The organism is Cellvibrio sp. KY-GH-1, from assembly GCF_008806975.1.
In the GTDB taxonomy this organism is placed as follows: Bacteria; Pseudomonadota; Gammaproteobacteria; order Pseudomonadales; family Cellvibrionaceae; genus Cellvibrio.
The window spans coordinates 2,361,505-2,383,772 of sequence record NZ_CP031728.1 but is presented as its reverse complement, the minus strand read 5'-3'; the positions used below and the strand labels follow the sequence as shown (position 1 = coordinate 2,383,772).

Genomic DNA, 22,268 nt, shown 5'->3' with positions numbered 1-22,268 from the left:
ATAGTTGGCTGTGTGGTTGGAAAATTAATAGTCGCGCTCGGCAAAAGCTCCATCAAGTCTGTGCGCTGTAAGAAATAGGTTGGTGCGGTTTTCGTAAAAGTATGTGCGTTGTAGCATCGGCATACGTTAAGCTTACAACAAGTCGTTTAATTCGCGCACTGCGTGCGCTGGGACAGTTTGTAAGTCGCGCGTTTAAGCGAATCGCTGCGCGAAGTATTTCGCCAACGCGCAACTTACAAACCGCCCATTAACTTTGCGTTACAAAGGGCAAGAATTAAAAGCTACAGCTACGGAAACATCGAAGAAGGAAAAGCTAAAATTTCTTGAAGAGTGAAAGCTTTGGGTATTCCGCTTCGGCTAGTCTTCTATTCTTAGCCAATTAAAGAATGAGAATTTTTTTGTTACATGCTTCGGCAAGTGCGTGGTTTTTAGCAATTGAAAGAACGAAGGTTTTATTTCCACGTTGCTAAGCAGGTTTAGTTTTCTAATCGTTGTGGTATTTTTAGTTTTTTATTCATACTGCTTCGGAAATTTTGGTTGGCGCTCTGCGAGAAAAAGCGTTTTTAGTTTTTCATGAACCAAACCAAAAACTATTATTTGTAACAAGGCGTTGCAGCGGACGCTTTGTAAGTAGCGCTTATGCAATATCGCTGCGCGAAGTTTATCGCAACGCGCCACTTACAAAGCGCCCCTGAACTTAACGTTAGGCAGCATCATAAAATAGAGCATCGTTATGGTCGAATTCAAAAACGTTCCGGGCCGTTATTCAACTGACGAAGAAATGGCCAGTGCAAGGCAAAAAGCAGATGTAGATCATGTGGAAACCACGCATGGTAATTTCTGGTCAACATATTTGCATAAAAATGGTAAGTACTATTTAGAGTTCGATATTGGGAATTTTTCTTCAAAATTTGTAGCTGGTGAAATAACTGAATCAGAGTACATTGCTCTCAAAGGTGATTTCTCACTATTTGAAAAAATTAGAAATGCTGTAGATTTAAAAATGGTTATTGAGAAATAGTATTGAAAACAATTTACTTAATTATCTATTAAATCTCTATTTGGCTATTTCACCTTAATAGCAATATGCCTAACAAATCGCTGAAGCACCGCGCACTCCGTGCGCTGGACAGTTTTTAAGTCGCGCTTTTGTGGTTTTGCTACGCAAAAGTATTCCACAAATTCACAACTTAAAAACTGCCGCTTAGCTCGGCGTTGAAGCTGTAGAAAAACCCCAAAAATCGATTGTTTTTCGTTAAAATGGCGCATCCCCTCAGGAGTGCGCTTATGCCAAAGTTTATTCCTTACAATCATGATCAAAATGCGATGGTGGTGATTAATTTTCGCGACCAGTTGCAACCCGGCACCTTCGAGCACGCTATTCATTACTTGATTCATGAAAAGCTCGATCTTTCTATCTTTGATTACGCTTACAACAACAAAGATGGCGGTAGGCCTGCGTATAACCCTGCCATTTTACTCAGTGTTGTGTTGTTCGCTTACTCCAAAGGTATTACGTCCAGCCGCGAAATTGAGTGGTGCTGTACGAACAATATTATTTTTAAAGCGCTTTCTTGCGATACCGTTCCTCATTTCACTACTATCGCCAGTTTTATCAGTAGTCATCCGCAAGCGATTGAAGCGCTGTTCGAACAAATTCTGTTGGTTTGTCATGAGCAAGGATTATTGGGCAATGAGCTGTTTGCGATTGATGGTTGCAAAATGTCCTCTAACGCCTCCAAGGAATGGTCGGGAACATTTAAAGAATTGCAGCAGAAACGCGCCAAATTAAAAAAGTTGATTCGGCACCATATGCGGGAGCACCGCCGTATCGATAAAACCGAATCTGCCGATGCAGAAAAGCAAAGGCGCACCGCCCAGACAATCGAAACCTTAAGTAAAGCGCACGATAAGATTGATAAATTCCTAAAGACAGCAGCCCCACGGATGGGGCAGGCGAAACGGCCGACTGAAGTAAAAAGCAATATTACCGATAATGAATCAGCCAAGATGACGACCAGCAAAGGTACCGTCCAGGGTTACAACGGTATTGCAGCAGTTGATAAAAAGCACCAGATCATTATTGATGCCCAAGCCTTTGGCGCAGGCCAGGAGCACCACACCTTACAGCCTGTTATTGAAAGTATTAAGGTGCGTTACCAAAAACTGAAATTTGCGCACAATATCTATCGCAAGCAGACACTGGTTACAGCGGACACTGGCTTTGCTAATGAGGCCAATATGGAATACCTCTACACCCATAAAATTAATGCTTATATTCCAGATAATAATTTTCGCAGTCGCGACCCAAAATTTGCTGAGCAGAAAGCGAAATATGGCAAGCGCAAGCCCATCAAGAAAATAAAAACCCGTTATAAAGAAGTCATTCCGGCTAGTGAATTCCACTTTGATGCATCGACAAAAACCTGCATTTGCCCAGCAGGGGAAACCATGTGGTTAAAGCGTGAAGGGACGGATCGTTATGGCAAACATCAAAAGTTGTATTTTGAAGGAAGGCTCAGCAAGTGCCGGGTATGCCCGCTAAAGGAACAGTGCATGCAAAACCCGGATTCAGCCAATGATCGAACCGGGCATGGGCGGCAGGTGTCCTTTATTATTGATAAGGAAACCAAAAACAAATATACCGAATGGATGAAGTCTCGGGTCGATAGCGAATTTGGCAAAATGGTTTATAGTCATCGCATGTCCACGGTTGAGCCTGTGTTCGCTAATATCGGCACAAACAAAGGGCTAAAGCGCTTCAGTCTACGTGGCAAAGCCAAAGTTCAGGGGCAATGGCAGTTGTTTTGTATGATCCACAATATAGAAAAGCTCGCGAATTATGGTGATTTGACCAACGCGAAGCGAAAATAAGAACGAATATAGGCAAACAACTCGCTTTTTCAAAGCGCAACGCAATTAATGAATAAGAGCAATTGAAAATCCAAGAACAGTTAGGCAAAGTTGGCTAATTAATTATTAATCAATTAGCTGTAAGTAAATTCAGTGGTTGTTGGGTTTTTCTACGGCTTCGTTGAAGCTGTAGAAAAACCCCAAAAATCGATTGTTTTTCGTTAAAATGGCGCATCCCCTCAGGAGTGCGCTTATGCCAAAGTTTATTCCTTACAATCATGATCAAAATGCGATGGTGGTGATTAATTTTCGCGACCAGTTGCAACCCGGCACCTTCGAGCACGCTATTCATTACTTGATTCATGAAAAGCTCGATCTTTCTATCTTTGATTACGCTTACAACAACAAAGATGGCGGTAGGCCTGCGTATAACCCTGCCATTTTACTCAGTGTTGTGTTGTTCGCTTACTCCAAAGGTATTACGTCCAGCCGCGAAATTGAGTGGTGCTGTACGAACAATATTATTTTTAAAGCGCTTTCTTGCGATACCGTTCCTCATTTCACTACTATCGCCAGTTTTATCAGTAGTCATCCGCAAGCGATTGAAGCGCTGTTCGAACAAATTCTGTTGGTGTGTCATGAGCAAGGATTATTGGGCAATGAGCTGTTTGCGATTGATGGTTGCAAAATGTCCTCTAACGCCTCCAAGGAATGGTCGGGAACATTTAAAGAATTGCAGCAGAAACGCGCCAAATTAAAAAAGTTGATTCGGCACCATATGCGGGAGCACAGACGTATCGATAAAACCGAATCTGCCGATGCAGAAAAGCAAAAACGCACCGCCCAGACAATCGAAACCTTAAGTAAAGCGCACGATAAGATTGATAAATTCCTAAAGACAGCAGCCCCACGGATGGGGCAGGCGAAACGGCCGACTGAAGTAAAAAGCAATATTACCGATAATGAATCAGCCAAGATGACGACCAGCAAAGGTACCATCCAGGGTTACAACGGTATTGCAGCAGTTGATAAAAAGCACCAGATCATTATTGATGCGCAAGCTTTTGGCGCGGGCCAGGAACACCACACCTTACAGCCTGTTATTGAAAGTATTAAGGTGCGGTACCAAAAACTGAAAATTGCGCACAATATCTATCGCAAGCAGACACTGGTTACAGCGGACACCGGCTTTGCTAATGAGGCCAATATGGAATACCTCTACACCCATAAAATTAATGCCTATATTCCAGATAATAATTTTCGCAGCCGCGATCCCAAATTTGCTGAGCAGAAAGCGAAATATGGCAAGCGCAAGCCCATCAAGAAAATCAAAACCCGTTATAAAGAAGTCATTCCGGCTAGTGAATTCCACTTTGATGCATCGACAAAAACCTGCATTTGCCCAGCAGGGGAAACCATGTGGTTAAAGCGCGAAGGGACGGATCGTTATGGCAAACATCAAAAGTTGTATTTTGAGGGAAGGCTCAGTAAGTGTCGGGTATGCCCGCTAAAGGAACAGTGCATGCAAAACCCGGATTCAGCCAATGATCGAACCGGGCATGGGCGGCAGGTGTCCTTTATTATTGATAAGGAAACCAAAAACAAATATACCGAATGGATGAAGTCTCGGGTCGATAGCGAATTTGGCAAAATGGTTTATAGTCATCGCATGTCCACGGTTGAGCCTGTGTTCGCTAATATCGGCACAAACAAAGGGCTAAAGCGCTTCAGTCTACGTGGCAAAGCCAAAGTTCAGGGGCAATGGCAGTTGTTTTGTATGATCCACAATATAGAAAAGCTCGCGAATTATGGTGATTTGACCAACGCGAAGCGAAAATAAGAACGAATATAGGCAAACAACTCGCTTTTTCAAAGCGCAACGCAATTAATGAATAAGAGCAATTGAAAATCCAAGAACAGTTAGGCAAAGTTGGCTAATTAATTATTAATCAATTAGCTGTAAGTAAATTCAGTGGTTATTGGGTTTTTCTACGGCTTCGTTAGGCAAATGAAAAAATGAATATATCTCCTGAAAAGCTAAATGAATTATTAGTTTATTGCAAAGAATTTGCGGAAATCATGCTTAAAGATTCTGGTGAATTTTATCCATTCGGTGCTGTATTAAATATGCATAATGAAGTTGGTGCTGTGGGTGCGCACAACGGCAGTGAACATCCAAATTCAGTTGAGCTATATAAGCTTCTTATAGAGGCGTTTTCACAACAAGTTGCGAAGTCGGAAATATTAGCTGCTGCAATTGCCTGTAATGTAAACATTCCTGCAAAATATGAACCTGCTGCTACTGATGGAGTAAGGGTTCAGTTGGAATGTAATGGTTTTTCTAGGTATATATATTTTCCATTTAAGCTAAAAAAGAAAGGTCTATTTAAACGGGTTTATGAGGTGAACTTTCTCGAGCCAATACCTGTTGAAATTAACCCTGAAATATTTTGAAAATGCCTAACAATCGTTGCAGCATCGCAGATCCCAATTGTCACGGTGATTCTATGGTTTTAGAAACGTATAACGAAAAAACCTGCGGCTTTGAGCTTAGTGAATTTGCAGAGTTGTTTGAATAGTTCAAGCTCGGGGATAATCGGCGTCAAGACCGCGAGACAAATCGTAGACACAATTTGCACAGTACAGCTGTCCTCAGAGATACCTTGGTTGAATCAACAACCGCAAGGTAGGATTCAACAATCAATGCACAGTTGTAGTAAATAAATTGCTATTACCTGGAATAACAAGAGCCGTATGACGCGAGAGTGTCACGTACGGTTCTGTGAGGGACTGACGGGGAGGTTCCGTTGGTCTACTCGACTAGCGTCTTTGTGGTTTAGCGTTACTCACCTTACCAAAAAATCCAACTTCAAATTCGTTGAAGAAAGCGGTCTTGGGGAATGAAATACATCACTTCGCGTCAAAGAAAAAATATATCACCGCTTACCGGTTGTATTATTCAATTTGAAATGTCGAAGCTCTTTCCAAAGAAAAACGATTATGGAACGGCTTCATTTGATGAATTGGTTCCAGAGTTGGCGGCGTTGGGTATTCGTACCCTTGGAGAGTTTAAGGGGCTAATGAAAAAGCATCGTCGCCAACTTATAGCAATAGATCGGGATCGACTCTGTAGTCATGAGCAAAGTTTCTATGCTGAGTCTTTTGGTAAAGAGTTTGTGAAAGATGCCCTAAGGCGGCAGTATTGGTTCGCCTATCCCGCTTTGGTGCGTATAGCAGTAGAAATCGAATTCGGTCCGTCTGCTTCGCTGTCTGAAGAATAGCTCTATTAATTTAGCACAGCCCGCGGGCTACTTATTACGACGCCAAATCTCGGACTGTGAATCTGCGAATGTGCAACACAATGGTTAACCATGGTTCACGTGGTTGACGGCTTTAAATTTAATCATCCTCACCGTTAATAAAGTCGCAGCGCAAATTAAACCAAGAATTAATGCCGTCCAAAAACCGGGGGCGCCCATCGGTGCGGTAATCCAGTCTTTGAAGGTGAGGGTGTAGCCCAAGGGTAGCGATATTCCCCAGAAGGAAACCAGCATAATAATCATTGGAATTTTTGTATCTTTATAGCCGCGTTGTACCCCCATCATCGTCACCTGGATAACGTCGGCGATTTGAAAAAGTGCACCCAGTACAAATAATTGTGCAGCAATTTTTTGTACAGCTATGTCTGAAGTATAAAGGCTGGCGAGCCAGTCGCGACCTATGAATAGAATTAATGCGTTGGTACAGCCAATAGCGGCAGCCAATAACAGTGCGCTGCGAGCGAGCAGGCGCGCTTCATCCTGGTCTTGCGCGCCTACCAGGAAACTGATGCGCAGTGTGAGTGCGATGCACATGCTAAGCGGTAACATAAAAATCAGTGAAATGACATTCAACACTATTTGATGACCCGCCACCGTTTGCGCCCCTAGCGGTGCGAGAAACAAGGCAATCATGCAAAACATACTGACTTCAATAAAACTGCTCAAGCCAATGGGCAAGCCGAGCTTTAATAGGCGTTTTATTTCCACACGTGCCGGTGCCACCCAATTGGCGAGCAGATGAAATTGTTGATAAATCTTGCTGGTGTTTAAATAGATCAATAAGCCAGCCGTTGCCGCCCAGTTGGAGATGCTGGTAGCCCAGCCGCAGCCAATGCCACCCATGGCGGGTAATTGAAATACCGCGAAATCAAAACCGTAAATGAATATGTAATTGAGCGGCAAGTTGAGCAGAGTACTCAGGAGTGAGAAAAACATAATCACTTGCGTGTGCCCAAGCCCATCGGTTAGGCCGCGCAACGCTGTTAATAATAAAAGTGCGGGCACGCCCCATGCAAAGGCTTTTAAATAGCCGTCGGCAACGAATGCCGTTTTTTCATCCAGTTGCAGCAATTCGAGGACTGGTTGCAAATGGGTTAAAAATAAAATCATTAACACCATTCCAACCAAAGAAATATAAATTCCTTGCCAACAGGTGGGCATAATTTTTTGCCATTCTTCGGCGCCGCGGTGCCCTGAAATGGTGGGTTGCATAGCGCCGAGAATGCCGGCAAAAAATAACAGGGTTGGCACCCACAAGCTGGTGCCAATACCCACACCAGCTAAATCTTCCGCGCTGGCGTGCCCGGCCATGACAGTGTCTATTACACCATTAGCCATTTGCGCCAATTGTGCGATTAAAATAGGTGCGCCTAGTAATGCGAGTTGTTTCCACTCCAGCAGAATCCTAGCGAGAAGGCTAAGTTGATGGTTTGGCAATTCTTGTGGTGAAGCTGAGTGCTCTGTCATTGTCCAATCATTCGATAAATAGTGGAATCATACGCTAGCTGCGTTTGGCAGTAGAATAGGCTTGGAGTTCGATGGGTTTAGGAACACGAAAAGTTATTTTTCGAGTTCGCTAAATTCAGCTATTCTAGCCCACTCTTATTTCCAAGGTTATGAAAAGGTGCAATATGTCAGATCAGTTGGAGGCTTTGCTTCAACCTAGTTTAAATAAGCGAACCCCGACGGGTACCCTTTATTCAGCTGGTTCTCACGTAATCGTGGGTTTTTTTGGCGGCCCACTGGCTATGGTTTTATTTTCCATGTGGGGGGCTCACAAAATTCATCAGCTGGGGAATAAATTGTATTTGTACCTAGGGTGTCTGGCATTGGCCTTGATAACCTATGGTGTTTTATTCTGGTTGTTGATGCATGGATGGCCTGAGATTTTGAACTTGCGGTCGAGCTCGGGTAAATCAGCAGATCTGATCAGTACTCTGTTTGCAGTTGGATTGTGTGGGCTAATGTATTTGGCGTTAAAGGACTATTTTCGAGTCGGCGAATTAGTAGCTGACGGCGCTCCGTCCCCTTGGGTTGCGGGCGCATGCGCAGTTTTCTTTGGTTATGTTTTGAATAAGGCCCTTTTTATCATTATTCCAGGGGTGGGATTATGAGCGATGTTAATTATTCGGAAATCTATTCGCTCATTCAAATGCGGCGATATTCCCTTGCAAAGCAGGAAATTGCTACGGCAATGGCGCAGGAGCCAGGTAATGCCCATTTGTTCTATTGGGCAGCTTATATTGCCTGGTTGGAAGATGATGAGGATTATGGCCTTGAGCTAACTGAACGTGGATTGTCGTTGGCTCCTGACGATATTCAGTTGTTGCATATTCGCTATAAGCTCCTTGAAAGCGCAAAATTTTACGAGGATGCGGAAGAGATAATTATTCTGCTAATTCGATCATTTCCACGTAGTGCAGATTTCCTCAGTGATTATGCTCGCTTGATGCTCATTACATTTCATGTGAAAAAGTCCAGACTTTTATGCAATGAGGCCTTGCGCATAGACCCGGAAAATAATAATGCCAAAATAGTTGACTTGTTATTAAATCTGGTGGCTGGGAAGTTATCCAATGCACAAGTGCAACTGCAAAGTTTGTTGCAAGATAATCCCGAGAGTGAGCGTTACCTGCGATTATTATTAATGGTGCTGATAGATAGAAAGCAGTTTAAATCCGCGCTGACGTTGGTGCAGGAGTTGATTCGTAAAAACCCAAGTGACTCTTCCCTGATTGAGGTCGCTATTGATTTGCGCCGACTAACTCATTGGTCAGCGCTGCCCTTATGGCATATCAACCGATTTGGCTGGCCCGCTGCGATGGGGACCTGGGTTGGCTTTATTGTATTACTACAAGTCGATCGACACTCAGCAGTTCCTGGTATGGGTTATATAGTGATCGCCTATTTGCTGTGGGCTGTTTATTCATGGATACACGCGCCCATTATTGGCCGTTGGATTAAATTCAGAGGTATTTGATGAGTGATTTCTTAATAAAATTGAGCGAACAATTATTGGTCGATCCCTTTAATGAGGAGTTGCGATTTAATTTTGCTAAAGCTTTGTTGGAGGCTGAAAAAATTGCCGACGCGAAAGTGCAACTAGAACTGTTGTGCAAACAGAGTCCGAACAACCCTGAATACCTACGTGAACTGGATAAGTTAGTCAAACCTGCCGTTGCTGAAAAAACGCCAGCCAAACTGGCACTTGTTAGTAATCATTCATTACCGGATAGGTCCAATGTAATTAGTATCGCCAGCGGTAATTCAGTTAGGTTTGCCGATATTGCTGGAATGTCGGAAGTAAAAAAAGTTATCAAACGAAAAATAATTGATCCGTTTATAAATCCTGGATTGTTTGAGCGCTTTAAAAAGAAAACGGGCGGTGGAATATTGTTATATGGTCCGCCCGGTTGTGGTAAAACGATGATTGCCAGAGCTATTGCTACCGAATGCAAGGCTGCGTTTTATGCGGTTGGCATTAGTGATATTTTAAATATGTATATTGGACAAAGTGAAGCTCAACTGGCAAGTATTTTTGAACGTGCACGCAGTTCAAAGCCAGCAGTGATTTTCTTTGATGAGTTGGATGCATTAGCGTATTCCCGATCAAAGGCAAATAGCGATTGTACGCGCACATTGGTTAATGAATTTCTCAGTCAGTTGGATGGCGCCAGTGCTAACAATGATCAATTGTTGATTTTGGGTGCAACCAATATGCCTTGGGATGTTGATGATGCGATGAAGCGCCCCGGGCGATTTGATCGACAAATTTTTGTGCCACCGTTGGACGATGACGCCAAGGCTGAATTATTAAAAATTAAATTAGTGGACGTTCCCTGTGAGCCACTGAACTATTTGGAAGTGGTACGCTTATGCAAATATTTTTCCGGCGCAGATATGGATGGTTTGATTGAAGAGGCTAAAGATATTGTTATCGATGATATATCCTCTAGCCAGCAAGTACGTGAATTGCGTCAGGAAGACTTTATTAAAGCGGTGGATCGAATTGTACCAACTACATTAGATTGGTTGAAAACAGCCGGCAATTTAGTTAAGTACGGAAATGCAGGTGGTGTGTATAAGGATGTTGAAGCGTATTTACGTTCGGCTAAGCTTTATTAACGTATTATCCGTTTTAAGTTTGATTTATAAAGAGCTCCGCAGGCTGCTATTTAGGTGTGGAGCCCTTTAATTGTTACTTTCCTATCCACTGGATCATTGGCAATGCTGCTGGATGGTCTGCAATTTCAATACGGGTTTGGCTGGCATAGGCAATATTCAATTGCCGGAACAAGCTGGCATTGCACCAATCCAGGTTGAGGATATGCGCGATAATAATCCGTATCACACCGCCGTGACAGATCACCAATTGATGTGCTGTGCTGGTCTCGCTGTGAATTTTTTGCCAGCCGCGAATAACCCGCTCGGCAAAGTCTTGCAATGTTTCTCCGTTAGGTGCATGGGCCGTTGCGGGTGTTTCCCAGAACTGGCTTATGGCTTGCCAGTGTTGCTCGGTGAAATAGTCAAATGGAATACCATCCCAGTGGCCAAAATTCATTTCTTTGAGTTCGTCGAGAATTTGCAGTGGTAGTTGTTGCGCGAGCGAAAATGCTTTTGCTGGGCGTGCGCAGCGAATTAGTGGTGAACACACAATATGGCTTACTGGAGTTAGTTGGTGCAATGCATGAATATTGTGATCTAACTCCTTCAGACCTTGCGTGCTGCAGGCAATATCTGTATGGCCGTAAAGCGCGGCTGGGCCATCCACTGCGCCGTGGCGAATCAGGGTAATTATGCGTTTGCTCATGGTTGCACCTCTTTTAATCGCGGTTCTTTAATTGCTGCGCTTAAATTACCGCTTTTTAATTGCTGCCTTTCAATTGAAGGGGCAGACCTGCTGCAATAAAAAATACGCTATCGGCTACCTGCGAGATTTTTTGATTCAGGCGGCCCGCTTCATCGACAAAGGTGCGGCTAATTTCGCCGAGCGGAATTATGCCAAGGCCGACTTCATTGGCGACAAAAATAATATCCGCCGTAGGGAATTTAATCGTTTCTGCCAACGAATCAAATAACGCCGAAAAATCTTGTTTGGGGAAATGAAACAGCTGATTGTTGAGCCAAAGTGTCAGGCAATCCACCAAAATGGTTTGCGGTTTTTGCACTTCTTCTTTTAATACGGTAACTAAATCAAGCGAGCATTCGCGCACTTGCCATTCGCTTGGACGCTGTTGTTGGTGATGGGCGATACGTGCGGCCATTTCTGCGTCCGATGCGGTGGCAGTGGCGATATACAACACAGGTTTGTGTGTGTTGATGGCGAGTTGTTCTGCATAGCGCGATTTGCCGGAGCGGGCACCGCCAAGAATAAGCTGGATCATAATGCGAGTAACGTTCCGTAAATTGTTAATTCACTGACTTGTTGTACTGCGCCAAGCGTATCGCCGGTGTAGCCACCGATTTGCTGGTTTAAATACCACTTTGCCAATAGGCGCACTGTTATTAATGCTGTGAGTAAAGCACAAGCATGCGTCGGTGACAAAAATAACAACGCGGGCAGGGCGGTGAGCAACAAAATACTTAAATCAAATTTGCTTAATCGATTGGCGAGTGGCTTGCTTTTGCTGGTGTCGTTATCCGTTACATACTGCATATCGGCAATCAGGCTAACCGCTGTTGCGCGCGAAAGTGGGTAGGCGATAAGCAATGCAACAATAATGTCGTTGTTTTCGCTTAATAATAAATATTTTCCGATTAATGCCATGACCAATGCGGATGCACCGTAAGTGCCTATGCGGCTGTCTTTCATTATGGCGAGTTTTTTCTCGCGCGCAAATGCGCCACCAAAACCATCAGCAGTATCTGCCAAGCCATCTTCATGGAAAGCGCCTGTGAGTAACAGACTGAAGCTCATCGCCAGCCACAGGCTAATGGTTTCGGGAAATAGTTGTTGCGCGACAAAGAATGCTGCGGCAACTAATGCTCCAAGTAACCAGCCCACCAGGGTTAAATAGCGGCTGGATTGGTTAAGTTTTTCTGGTGAATAGTCCACCCAGGCAGGCATGGGAATGCGGCTAAAAAAGCCGAGTGCGAGAAAAAATAAATTGAGTTGGTTTTTCAAACTTTCACGCCTGCGCTTTCAAACGTTGCCATTTGATTATAAAAAGTCACTGCCGATTGAATCAGTGGCAATGCCAGTGCCGCGCCTGTGCCTTCACCTAAACGCAAGCCCAAATTTAACAATGGTTTCGCGTTGAGTAATTTCAACATTAATTGGTGACCGGCTTCGTGCGACTCATGGGCAAAAATCATATAGTCGCGTGCGTTGGGGTTAAATTGTACGGCGAGCAATGCGGCAGCTGTAACAATAAAGCCATCCACCAAAATAATTTTTTTAGCTTGCGCGGTAGCGAGCATAGCACCGCAAATTTGTGCAATTTCAAAGCCGCCCAATTCAGCCAGGATATTCAGTGGTGATTTATCGCGCACGCGCGCTACACCTTGTTTTACCAATTCAATTTTTTTGCTGAGTTGGTCCGCATTTATGCCGGTGCCCAGACCCACACATTTTTCTACCGGTTCGTCACTAATGGCGGCCAGAATCGCGGCGGCGGAGCTGCTGTTACCAATTCCCATTTCGCCAAAGGCGAGTAAGTTTGAGCCAGCGTTTATTTCCTGTTCGGCCAGCAATTGGCCGAATAGTAGTGCCTGACGCGCATGGGCTTCGGTCATTGCCGGTTCCTGGGCCAGGTTGCGTGTGCCGGCTGCAATACGCTGGTTGATCAAGGCGGATGGCTCCGGGTTGATCGCGTATTTAATACCGGCATCGATCACTTTTAACGGCAGGTGATTGGTGCGGCAGAAACAGTTAATGGCCGCGCCGCCGGCGAGAAAATTCTTCACCATCTGCTGGGTAACGCTGCTGGGGGCAATGCTGACACCTTCATCCGCAATACCGTGGTCAGCGGCAAATACCAGCATTAGTGGGCGTTCAATACTCAGGCGCTTGTGTTCCTGGATAAGTGCAATCTGCAGGGCCAGCGCTTCCAGTTGGCCCAAGGCACCCAGGGGTTTGGTTTTTTGGTCGATGTGGTTTTGTATTTGCGGGATCAGTTGGGTATTTAACGGGTTGATTTGCCATTCAATAGTCATAATCCGGTTCCTTTTTTTCCAGCCCGGCAAGTTAGCACATTCATTGCCAGGGAATGGTTAAAACTCGTGAGCTTTTAGGTGCGCCGCGCAAAACTCGGCGTATAATCGCGCCGCTTTTATCCCTTCGTGCTTATTTGTTTCCCTCTGAATTCGGAGCCTGCCATGTTTGAAGTTCTGCCCCTGCTGCCCAATGACCCGATTTTGGGGTTGAGTATCGCCTACGCTAATGACACTAACCCCAACAAGGTTGATCTGGGTGTCGGTGTATATAAGAACGATGCTGGCGTTACGCCGATTATGAAAGCCGTGGCCGAAGCGGAAAAACTGCGTATTGCGCGCGATACCACCAAAGCGTATACGCCGCCGGCGGGAGTTCCAGGTGCGAATGAAGTATCGACCCGTTTGGTGTTTGGCGCGGGCCACCCGGCGGTGGAGGCGGGGCGTGTGCGCACTGTGCAGGCACCCGGTGGGTGCGGTGCCCTGCGTGTAGCCGCCGAGCTGATTCAACGGGCCAAACCTGGCGCAAATTTGTGGGTGAGCACTCCTACCTGGGCCAACCATATCCCACTGCTCGGTTCCGCCGGCTTGAAATTGCGCGAGTATCCCTATTACGACTATGCGAGCCACAGCATCGATTTCACTGCGATGTTGGCAACGCTCAATGAAATTCCACGCGGTGATCTGGTATTGCTGCACGCCTGTTGCCACAACCCCAGTGGTGCGGATCTGACCCGCGCGCAATGGGATCAGGTGGCCGATGTGCTGGTTGAGCGCGGTATTATCCCCTTTGTGGATATGGCCTATCAGGGCTTTGGTGAAGGCTTGGAAGAAGATGCCTACGGCCTGCGTATGTTGGCGAACCGTGTACCGGAAATGATCGTTGCCAACTCCTTTTCCAAAAACTTTGGCTTGTACCGCGAGCGCGCGGCCAGCCTGAGCTTGGTGTTTGCCGATACCCTACAAGCCGATGCCGGTTTCAGCCAATTATTGAATGTTGCGCGCGGTATTTACTCCATGCCACCTGCACATGGCTCGACCATTGTAGATATCATCCTGCACAGCGATGAACTCACCCAGGTATGGCAAAACGAACTCACCCAAATGCGCCAACGCATCGCCGGTTTGCGCAGCCATCTGGTGCAATCCTTAAACGGTTTGCAGCAAGCGCGCGATTTCAGTTTTATCGCCCAGGAGCGCGGCATGTTTTCGTTTTTAGGTTTAACAGTAGAGCAGGTACGCAAACTGAAAGGCGACTACAGCATTTACATGACTGATACCAGCCGTATCAGCGTTGCCGGTCTCACCACGGAAAAAATGGATTACGTAGCCAAGGCGATAGTGGCAGTACTTTAATAGCCGGGGCTCAGAATCAAGCAGTATGAAAAAGGCCTAGAGGATTGCCTCCAGGCCTTTTTTTTCGATGATATTTAATAATCTCAAGGAAGAACCATTAGGTTTGTTATCGCCAGACTCCCATTTTTGTAGTGCAGATGTACTTACGTTGAGCACGGCAGCCAATACTGCTTGACTGAGGTGCTCGCGCAAACGCAAGGCTTTAATTTGTTGCGGGGATATTTCCCGTACTTCCAGGTTGCGCAATTGCTGGTATTCATTCATACGACGAGCGCTAATAACGCCAGCCCTGTGTAACCCCGTTGCGGTTTCCTGTAATTCATCCAGTAAACGGCTATTGTGCTTCTTCATAATGTATCTCCAGCAGTTCACCTGTACGCAGAACTTTTTTTAATTCCAGATCATTCATTGCTAAAAGATCTTGCGCGAGTTGCTGCAAATATTTCAGTTCGTGGGGAGAAATATTGTCGCGCTCATTTTTATTAAATCCAAAAATAAAAAACCAGCGATCCTTCAGGTGGGTGGCAATTAATGTTCTTGCTCCAGCGCGCTTTCCCCGTCCAGGAATGGCAATACGCTTTTTAAAAACATCCCCACCCAGTCGCGCATCAATAAGTCCTCGTTTCATTTCATTAACAGCATTGCAAAGTGCTTGATCTGTCAGCTCCGTAGCGCACCAGCGGTTGAATGTTCTGGTTTTAAAAAGTCTATCCATGGCTTAAATCCATTATCTTCCGTTTAAAAACTGTATCATCTGGTGATATAGTTTTGCAACCCGATTAAATCCTTATGCCCTCCTAACGGCGAGGCTGCTAAGCTCTCGCCTATGAACCGATTCTTCTCCCGTCACTATTTGCAGCGCTCTGCCACCGGTCTTGCCATTTGGGGTTTAGGCTGGTGCGTGTTGCTGTTGCTGGATCAGCATTTTGATTTGGCCAATTTGAGCCTGGTGTTGGTGCTGACATCGGCTATTGCCGCACTATGGTTACCCTTAAGCCTCACGCTGGTTGTGAGCATCATTGCATTGATGGCATTTAATTGGAGCTTTGTACCACCGCGTGGGACCTTTGCGATTGATTTGTACCAGCACGCGTTTTTGTTGCTGGCGCTGTTGGTGGTGAATGCGATTGTGGCGGGTTTAATGGTATCGCTACGTGAACAAACTCGCCGTGCAAAGGCTCATGCGGATGCTGCTGATGCACTGCGTCGCTGGGGAGAGCGATTGCGTGATGCGCAGGCACCGGTTGAATTAGTGGGCGAGTTACAACAACTCTTGACACAGCTTAATGGAGCGCCGGTTTTTATCGCGTTGGATAACACCGGTGATACCGTACCCTTAACAAATGGCGCAACACAATTAACTAAGGAGCAGTGCGATGCATTGCACTACTGCCGTGACAATAACCAGGCTATTGGGCCTGGCACTGGGCGTTACCAGGAATTGGCAAATATTTATTTGCCGTTGCGTGGCAGAAATCAGGCTGGTGGTGCAGCGATGTTAGCGGCGAGTTTGATTGAACAACCTGAACACTTTGCGCAGGCACAAGCGCTGTGCGATCAAATGGGCGCTGCCTTGGAACGGCAATACATGTTGCAGCGCGAACAGCGTGCGCGCGATCAAGTGCAAGCGCAAAATTTGCGCACTACTTTTCTCGCGGCCATCTCTCACGATTACCGTACACCGCTCGCCACTATTATGGGCGCGGCCTCATCGTTATTGGAACAGGATGAGCGTTTGCATCAGGAGCAGCGCCGCCAATTAACACAATGCATTTTGAATGAAGCAGATCGACTGCGTCGCCAGACCAGTAATATGTTGCAGCTCGCCCGATTAGATGGAATTAAAGCCGTTGGTGCCGCGATTAACGCGGATTGGCAATCCGCCGAAGAAATTATTGGCAGTGTTTTGCAGCGTGTTCCTGCGGATTATCACGCGCGGATTGAAACCCGGATACAACCAGATATGCCGTTGATCTGGGGCGATGCATTATTGTTGGCGCAGCTGTTGGAAAATTTAATCGATAACGCATTTAAGTACGGACCTGAGCGAGGCGCAATAAAATTAATCGCACGCGCAGATCAACAAACGTTGGTGCTCGTTGTGGAAGATCAGGGCCTAGGAATTGTGCAAAATGATTTTGAACAATTACTGGAAAATTTTCAGCGTGGCGATCATCGTCAATCGGGCGCGGGGATTGGCCTTGCACTCTGTCAGGCGATAGCGCGTGCCCATGGTGGGGAATTTATACACGCGAGTGCTGTTCAGAGTTCACGTTTTGAGTGCCGCTTACCCTTGCACACGCAACCGGCGATTTCCGGAGAACCTCGATGAGTTTGCGTTTATTGTTAGTGGAAGATGATCGCGAACTGCGAGGAGCCCTTCGCTCGTCATTGATAGTGGAAGGTTATGACGTTATTACTGCTGCAAGCTTGTCGGAAGCCCATGCAATCTATGGGCAAACACAGCTGGACGGTGAACATAAAACCCCGGCGTTTGATTTAATCCTGCTGGATTTGGGATTACCTGATGGCGATGGTAGCGAATTTTTGAATCGTTTACGTCGCCGTCAGAATACGCCGGTCATTATTATTTCCGCACGTGAAGCCGACGACCAAAAAATTAATTTGCTTGATGCCGGTGCCGATGATTATTTGGTAAAGCCTTTTAGTATCGGTGAATTATTGGCCCGTATTCGCGTTGCGATGCGGCATCGCGGCGCACATCTTCGCCCCGCTATTACTCGCTATGAATATGCGGCATTGTCTGTCGATTTGGCCAATCACAGTGTGACTAAAAATGGCGCGGCCATTCATCTCACTCCCACTGAATTTAACTTATTAGCGCGTTTGGTACGCAGTGCCGGGCAGGTGGTAAATCACCGCCAATTACTGCTGGATGTGTGGGGTCAGGAATTTATTGATCACACCCATTATTTGCGTTTGTATATGGGGCAGCTGCGCGCAAAGCTGGAACAAAACCCCGCGCGCCCTGAATTTTTATTAACGGAACCCGGTATTGGTTATCGTTTGTTAGATGCTACTGATATTACGCCTGGTTCAGCGTAATTAAAGTTCATACTTATGCGATCCTGATATCGCCTTGTACATACTGCCTGTGTATTCATTGCCCACTGCATATTACACAGGTAGTTGTTATGACAGACTCTTCCGTATCGACTTCATCACTAGCGAGCGCTGCCGAATCGGCGCTGCTTCATTCCACAACGCCCGCCAAACAAAGTCTCGCCGCACTCAGCCTGGCGGCCATCGGCGTGGTGTATGGTGATATTGGCACCAGCCCTCTCTATACCGTAAAAGAAATTTTTGCGCCGGCCACCGGTGTACCCTTGGATGCGCAACATATTATTGGTGCTATCTCTACCATTTTTTGGGCGTTGATGTTGGTGGTGATGATTAAATATGTGCTGCTAATTCTGCGTGCTGACAATCGCGGTGAAGGTGGCTCGCTCGCACTCACGGCGCTCGCTGCACAAACGGTGAGTAAGCAACCTTATTTACGGCGCGGAATTTTATTAATCGGTCTATTTGGTGCAACGCTGTTTTATGGCGATAGCATTATCACGCCGGCCATTTCTGTGTTGGGGGCCATGGAAGGTTTGGAAGTAGCAACCCCCGCACTCAAGCCTTTGGTTGTGCCAATTACGCTCGCGATTTTAATCAGTTTGTTTCTGGTGCAGCGTTTTGGTACGGGGGTTATGGGAAAAGTATTTGGGCCGATTGTCACTGTATGGTTTTTAATGCTGGCGGTATCCGGTGTTGCTCACATTATGGCGCAGCCGATGATTCTCACGGCGTTAAATCCGCTGGAGGCTTGGCAATTTATGACGGGACGCGGATGGTTCGTGTTTGCGGCGGTAGGTGCAATTGTACTGGCGCTCACCGGTGCAGAAGCGCTCTATGCCGATATGGGCCACTTTGGTCGCAAGCCGATTCAAATCGCCTGGACTTTTTTAGTGTTGCCATCGCTCGCGTTGAATTATATGGGGCAAGGGGCACTGCTCTTGGCGGATCCCGCAGCGATCGCCAATCCATTTTATAAATTGTTTCCGCAAACGTTAATTTGGCCTGCGCTGATTATCGCCACGCTCGCTGCAATTATTGCGTCGCAAGCTGTTATTTCCGGCGCTTACTCAATGACACGCCAGGCGATTCAGTTGGGGTTTTTGCCACGCATGGCGGTGCTGCATACCTCCGCGCGTGAGGCTGGGCAAATCTATATGCCGGCGGTCAATTGGATGTTATTGCTGGGCGTTATTGCTGTGGTGTTATTTTTTGGAAGTTCATCTGGCCTTGCGGGTGCTTACGGTATTGCGGTGACGGTCACTATGGCGACCACGACACTGCTCACATTTTTTGTGGTGCGTGGTCGCTGGAAGTTACCCTTGCCAATCGCGTTGGGCGCAACTGTGTTTTTTTTCGCGCTGGATATTTTCCTGGTTGCGGGTTGCGCACTGAAATTTTTTGATGGCGGCTGGTTTTCGCTGCTCGTCGCCGCGCTGTTATTTTTAATTATGAGTACCTGGCAGCGCGGCCGTGCGATTGTGATGCAGACTATTCACCGCGAGGGCGTGGAGTTGAAACCTTTTTTGCAAACCTTGCGCCCGGAAGAAATCCAGCGTGCCGCGCGCACCGCGATTTATATGGTGGCTGATGGCTCCACTGTGCCTCAGGCATTGCTACACAATTTAAAACACAATCAGGTTTTACATGAGCGCAATTTAATTCTCACGGTGCAGTTTGCTGACGAGCCCTGGGTTAGCGAAGCGTCGCGTATACAGATGGAAGTGTTGGGTAATAGTTTCTGGCGAGTAACCTTGACCTTTGGTTTTATGGATGCGCCCGATGTGCCGCGTGCACTGAAATTATGTGAGCAGCACGGATTAGTGGTGCCACACTTCCAAACCAGTTATTTTTTGAGTCGAGAATCAATTGTCTCTACGCCCGGCAGCGGTATGGCACCTTGGCGCGAACGGTTATTCTCAGCCATGACTCGCAATGCCGGCGGCGTAGTGGAGTTTTTCCGTTTACCCGATAACGCGGTGATTGAGCTGGGAACTCGGGTGCAAATCTAATCCCGCCACTCTGCTGTACAAGGGCGAATCGTGTGTAGGTTTGCCCTTGAGCATTTGAAATTGACTCCAGGGTCATCGATTTTTTTTAAATTAAACATTTCCTGCTAACAATCCTTGCTTCTAGCGCCCACCTGAAACCCGGTAAAAACGTGGCTCTGCACCAATTATTAAAATTTGCTATTAGTTTGTTATTAAATATAAATTTAACTAATTGATAGGGTTTGGGCTAAGGTTGTCTTGTCTTAAAGATCATCAACACTGGAGCAAGCAATGGATAACAACCAACCCAAATCGAGCGGTAAGTGCCCATTTTCCCACGGCAGCGTGACTGCTACTGGTCAATCCAATACCGCTTGGTGGCCGAATGCACTTAACCTTGACATCCTTTCTCAACACGACAGCAAAACCAATCCGCTCGGCGCTGATTTTGATTACGCCGAAGAGTTCAAAAAGCTCGATCTGCAAGCCGTTAAAAATGACCTTAAAGCCCTGATGACCGACTCGCAGGAGTGGTGGCCCGCTGACTGGGGGCACTACGGCGGTTTGATGATCCGTATGGCGTGGCACTCGGCCGGTAGCTACCGCACCGCCGATGGTCGCGGTGGTGCAGGTACCGGCAACCAACGTTTTGCTCCGTTAAATAGCTGGCCGGATAACGGCAACCTGGATAAAGCCCGCCGCATTTTGTGGCCGATCAAAAAGAAATACGGCAATAAGCTTTCCTGGGCTGATTTGATGATCCTCGCAGGCAATATGGCCTACGAGTCAATGGGATTAAAAACCTTTGGTTTTGCCGGTGGCCGCGCCGATATATGGCATCCGGAAAAAGATATTTACTGGGGCTCGGAAAAAGAATGGCTGGCGAAAAGCGGTGGTGAGGGGACTCGCTACTCTTCATCAGAGCAAGGGGGTCAGCGCGATCTGGAAAATCCTTTAGCTGCTGTAATGATGGGTTTGATCTACGTAAATCCTGAAGGCGTAGATGGCAATCCAGACCCATTAAAAACCGCGCAAGATTTGCGTGTGACTTTTGCGCGCATGGCGATGAATGACGAGGAGACCGTCGCCCTGACTGCTGGCGGACACACGGTGGGTAAAGCCCACGGTAACGGCAATGCTGCCAACCTCGGGCCAGATCCAGAAAGTGCCGATGTTGAAGAGCAGGGCTTGGGCTGGATGAACCACAAAACCCGCGGTATTGGCCGCGACACTGTGACCAGCGGTATCGAAGGTGCCTGGACCACTAACCCCACCCAATGGGATAACGGCTACTTCAAAATGCTGTTGAATCACGACTGGGAACTGACCAAGAGCCCAGCCGGCGCATGGCAGTGGAAACCGGTCAACATCAAAGAAGAAGACATGCCACGCGATGTGGAAGACCCCAGCATTCGCTGTATGCCCTTGATGACCGACGCCGATATGGCGATGAAGATGGACCCGGAATACCGCAAAGTTTCCGAGCGCTTCGCCAACGATCAAGCCTATTTTTCGGATGTATTTGCGCGCGCCTGGTTTAAATTGACACACCGCGATTTGGGGCCAAAAGCTCGCTACTTGGGCAGCGATGTACCGGCTGAAGATTTGATTTGGCAGGACCCAATCCCGAAAGTGGATTACACCCTGAGCGATGCCGAAGTTGCCGATTTGAAAGCAAAAATTCTCGCCAGTGGTTTAAGTGTGTCGGAATTGGTTGCAACTGCGTGGGATAGCGCCCGTACTTTCCGCAGTTCGGATTTCCGCGGCGGTGCCAACGGTGCGCGCATTCGTTTAGCGCCGCAAAAAGATTGGGAAGGCAATGAGCCTGCACGTTTGCAAAAAGTGTTGGGCGTATTAGCCGGAATCCAATCCGGATTAAGCAAAAAAGTCAGTATCGCCGATTTGATTGTACTGGGCGGCAGTGCAGCGGTTGAGAAAGCGGCGAAAGATGCGGGCGTAAATATCACTGTGCCTTTTGCAGCCGGTCGCGGCGATGCTACTGATGCGCAAACCGATGCTGAATCCTTTGCTCCGCTTGAGCCAATTCACGACGGTTTCCGCAACTGGGTGAAAAAAGATTATCTAGCGCAACCGGAAGAAATGTTGCTCGATCGCACGCAGTTAATGGGCTTAACCGCACCGGAAATGACGGTGTTAATCGGCGGACTGCGTGTACTCGGCACCAACCACGGTGGCAGCAAACATGGCGTATTTACCGATAAAGTCGGCGTATTGAGCAATGACTTTTTCGTGAACCTGACCGATATGGCCTACCAGTGGAAACCTACCGGTAAAAACAGCTACAACATTGTTGAGCGCAAATCTGGCAATGTGAAGTGGACTGCAACCCGCGTCGATTTGGTATTTGGTTCCAACTCAATTCTGCGCTCCTACGCTGAAGTTTATGCGCAGGACGATAACCGCGAGAAGTTTGTAAAAGACTTTGTGGCGGCTTGGGTGAAGGTTATGGATGCGGATCGTTTTGATTTGAAATAATGAGTAACAAAAAAGCAAA

20 protein-coding genes are annotated in these 22,268 nt (G+C 46.8%); 13 read left to right on the top strand and 7 right to left on the bottom strand.

The features are described from left to right. The first annotated feature begins 733 nt into the window (after window positions 1-733). The 5 genes from D0C16_RS10365 to D0C16_RS10345 all read left to right on the top strand — a co-directional run bounded on the left by D0C16_RS10365 (window position 734) and on the right by D0C16_RS10345 (window position 6,134). On the top strand, window positions 734-1,021 hold the full coding sequence (locus tag D0C16_RS10365; protein ID WP_151032318.1) for a hypothetical protein: 288 nt from the start codon (window positions 734-736) through the stop codon (window positions 1,019-1,021). Between the two features lie 266 nt (window positions 1,022-1,287). Continuing rightward, the gene (locus tag D0C16_RS10360) at window positions 1,288-2,874 is read left to right on the top strand and encodes an IS1182 family transposase (RefSeq protein WP_151032317.1); all 1,587 of its coding nucleotides are present in this window, start codon (window positions 1,288-1,290) and stop codon (window positions 2,872-2,874) included. A gap of 232 nt (window positions 2,875-3,106) precedes the next feature. Then, entirely contained in the window at window positions 3,107-4,693 is a 1,587-nt protein-coding gene (locus tag D0C16_RS10355) for an IS1182 family transposase (RefSeq protein WP_151032316.1), read from the top strand. Between the two features lie 176 nt (window positions 4,694-4,869). Next, the gene (locus D0C16_RS10350; protein ID WP_151032315.1) at window positions 4,870-5,307 is read left to right on the top strand and encodes a hypothetical protein; all 438 of its coding nucleotides are present in this window, start codon (window positions 4,870-4,872) and stop codon (window positions 5,305-5,307) included. Window positions 5,308-5,753: 446 nt separating this feature from the next. Then, window positions 5,754-6,134 carry a hypothetical protein gene (locus tag D0C16_RS10345; protein ID WP_151032314.1) on the top strand — a complete coding sequence of 127 codons (381 nt, stop codon included), beginning with the start codon at window positions 5,754-5,756 and terminating at the stop codon, window positions 6,132-6,134. Window positions 6,135-6,218: 84 nt separating this feature from the next. Here the strand turns inward: D0C16_RS10345 and D0C16_RS10340 are convergent, their stop codons facing one another. Beyond that, window positions 6,219-7,640, bottom strand: a complete 1,422-nt coding sequence (locus D0C16_RS10340; RefSeq protein ID WP_151032313.1) for an MATE family efflux transporter — start codon at window positions 7,638-7,640, stop codon at window positions 6,219-6,221. 164 nt (window positions 7,641-7,804) lie between these two features. Between D0C16_RS10340 and D0C16_RS10335 the strand changes: the two genes are divergently transcribed. Genes D0C16_RS10335 through D0C16_RS10325 form a run of 3 tightly spaced genes read left to right on the top strand, consistent with a single transcriptional unit; the run spans window position 7,805 to window position 10,298 of the window. After that, complete coding sequence (locus D0C16_RS10335; protein ID WP_151032312.1) at window positions 7,805-8,287, top strand: hypothetical protein; 483 nt, start codon at window positions 7,805-7,807, stop codon at window positions 8,285-8,287. Next, window positions 8,284-9,153: a lipopolysaccharide assembly protein LapB gene (locus D0C16_RS10330; RefSeq protein WP_151032311.1), complete on the top strand. Its 870-nt coding sequence runs from the start codon at window positions 8,284-8,286 to the stop codon at window positions 9,151-9,153. Before D0C16_RS10335 ends, D0C16_RS10330 begins: the two co-directional genes overlap by 4 nt. Continuing rightward, window positions 9,153-10,298: an ATP-binding protein gene (locus D0C16_RS10325; protein ID WP_151032310.1), complete on the top strand. Its 1,146-nt coding sequence runs from the start codon at window positions 9,153-9,155 to the stop codon at window positions 10,296-10,298. Before D0C16_RS10330 ends, D0C16_RS10325 begins: the two co-directional genes overlap by 1 nt. A gap of 73 nt (window positions 10,299-10,371) precedes the next feature. Here the strand turns inward: D0C16_RS10325 and D0C16_RS10320 are convergent, their stop codons facing one another. The 4 genes from D0C16_RS10320 to cobT are packed head-to-tail and all read right to left on the bottom strand — an operon-like array spanning window position 10,372 to window position 13,328. Continuing rightward, the gene (locus tag D0C16_RS10320; protein ID WP_151032309.1) at window positions 10,372-10,983 is read right to left on the bottom strand and encodes a histidine phosphatase family protein; all 612 of its coding nucleotides are present in this window, start codon (window positions 10,981-10,983) and stop codon (window positions 10,372-10,374) included. A 55-nt stretch (window positions 10,984-11,038) separates the two neighbouring features. Continuing rightward, a complete protein-coding gene (gene cobU / locus D0C16_RS10315; protein ID WP_151032308.1) occupies window positions 11,039-11,557 on the bottom strand; it encodes a bifunctional adenosylcobinamide kinase/adenosylcobinamide-phosphate guanylyltransferase in 519 nt (172 codons plus the stop codon). Next, window positions 11,554-12,297 carry an adenosylcobinamide-GDP ribazoletransferase gene (locus tag D0C16_RS10310; protein WP_151032307.1) on the bottom strand — a complete coding sequence of 248 codons (744 nt, stop codon included), beginning with the start codon at window positions 12,295-12,297 and terminating at the stop codon, window positions 11,554-11,556. Before D0C16_RS10310 ends, cobU begins: the two co-directional genes overlap by 4 nt. Then, on the bottom strand, window positions 12,294-13,328 hold the full coding sequence (cobT, locus tag D0C16_RS10305) for a nicotinate-nucleotide--dimethylbenzimidazole phosphoribosyltransferase (RefSeq protein ID WP_151032306.1): 1,035 nt from the start codon (window positions 13,326-13,328) through the stop codon (window positions 12,294-12,296). The genes D0C16_RS10310 and cobT overlap by 4 nt, the downstream gene beginning before the upstream one ends. 162 nt (window positions 13,329-13,490) lie before the next feature. Here cobT and D0C16_RS10300 point away from each other — a divergent pair, with 162 nt between their 5' ends. Continuing rightward, complete coding sequence (locus D0C16_RS10300) at window positions 13,491-14,681, top strand: amino acid aminotransferase (protein WP_151032305.1); 1,191 nt, start codon at window positions 13,491-13,493, stop codon at window positions 14,679-14,681. A 36-nt stretch (window positions 14,682-14,717) separates the two neighbouring features. Here the strand turns inward: D0C16_RS10300 and D0C16_RS10295 are convergent, their stop codons facing one another. Next, the gene (locus D0C16_RS10295) at window positions 14,718-15,032 is read right to left on the bottom strand and encodes a DNA-binding transcriptional regulator (protein ID WP_151032304.1); all 315 of its coding nucleotides are present in this window, start codon (window positions 15,030-15,032) and stop codon (window positions 14,718-14,720) included. Continuing rightward, entirely contained in the window at window positions 15,016-15,396 is a 381-nt protein-coding gene (locus tag D0C16_RS10290; protein WP_151032303.1) for a type II toxin-antitoxin system RelE/ParE family toxin, read from the bottom strand. The genes D0C16_RS10295 and D0C16_RS10290 overlap by 17 nt, the downstream gene beginning before the upstream one ends. A gap of 111 nt (window positions 15,397-15,507) precedes the next feature. On the opposite strand from D0C16_RS10290, the gene D0C16_RS10285 reads away from it, so the two are divergent. From D0C16_RS10285 to katG, 4 genes are all read left to right on the top strand, one after another. Beyond that, window positions 15,508-17,013, top strand: a complete 1,506-nt coding sequence (locus D0C16_RS10285) for an ATP-binding protein (RefSeq protein WP_151032302.1) — start codon at window positions 15,508-15,510, stop codon at window positions 17,011-17,013. Next, window positions 17,010-17,747, top strand: coding sequence for a response regulator (locus tag D0C16_RS10280; RefSeq protein ID WP_151032301.1), 738 nt, complete (start codon window positions 17,010-17,012; stop codon window positions 17,745-17,747). The genes D0C16_RS10285 and D0C16_RS10280 overlap by 4 nt, the downstream gene beginning before the upstream one ends. Window positions 17,748-17,836: 89 nt before the next feature. Further along, complete coding sequence (locus tag D0C16_RS10275; protein WP_151032300.1) at window positions 17,837-19,774, top strand: potassium transporter Kup; 1,938 nt, start codon at window positions 17,837-17,839, stop codon at window positions 19,772-19,774. A 270-nt stretch (window positions 19,775-20,044) separates the two neighbouring features. After that, window positions 20,045-22,249 carry a catalase/peroxidase HPI gene (gene katG / locus D0C16_RS10270; protein WP_151032299.1) on the top strand — a complete coding sequence of 735 codons (2,205 nt, stop codon included), beginning with the start codon at window positions 20,045-20,047 and terminating at the stop codon, window positions 22,247-22,249. Window positions 22,250-22,268 lie beyond the last annotated feature (19 nt).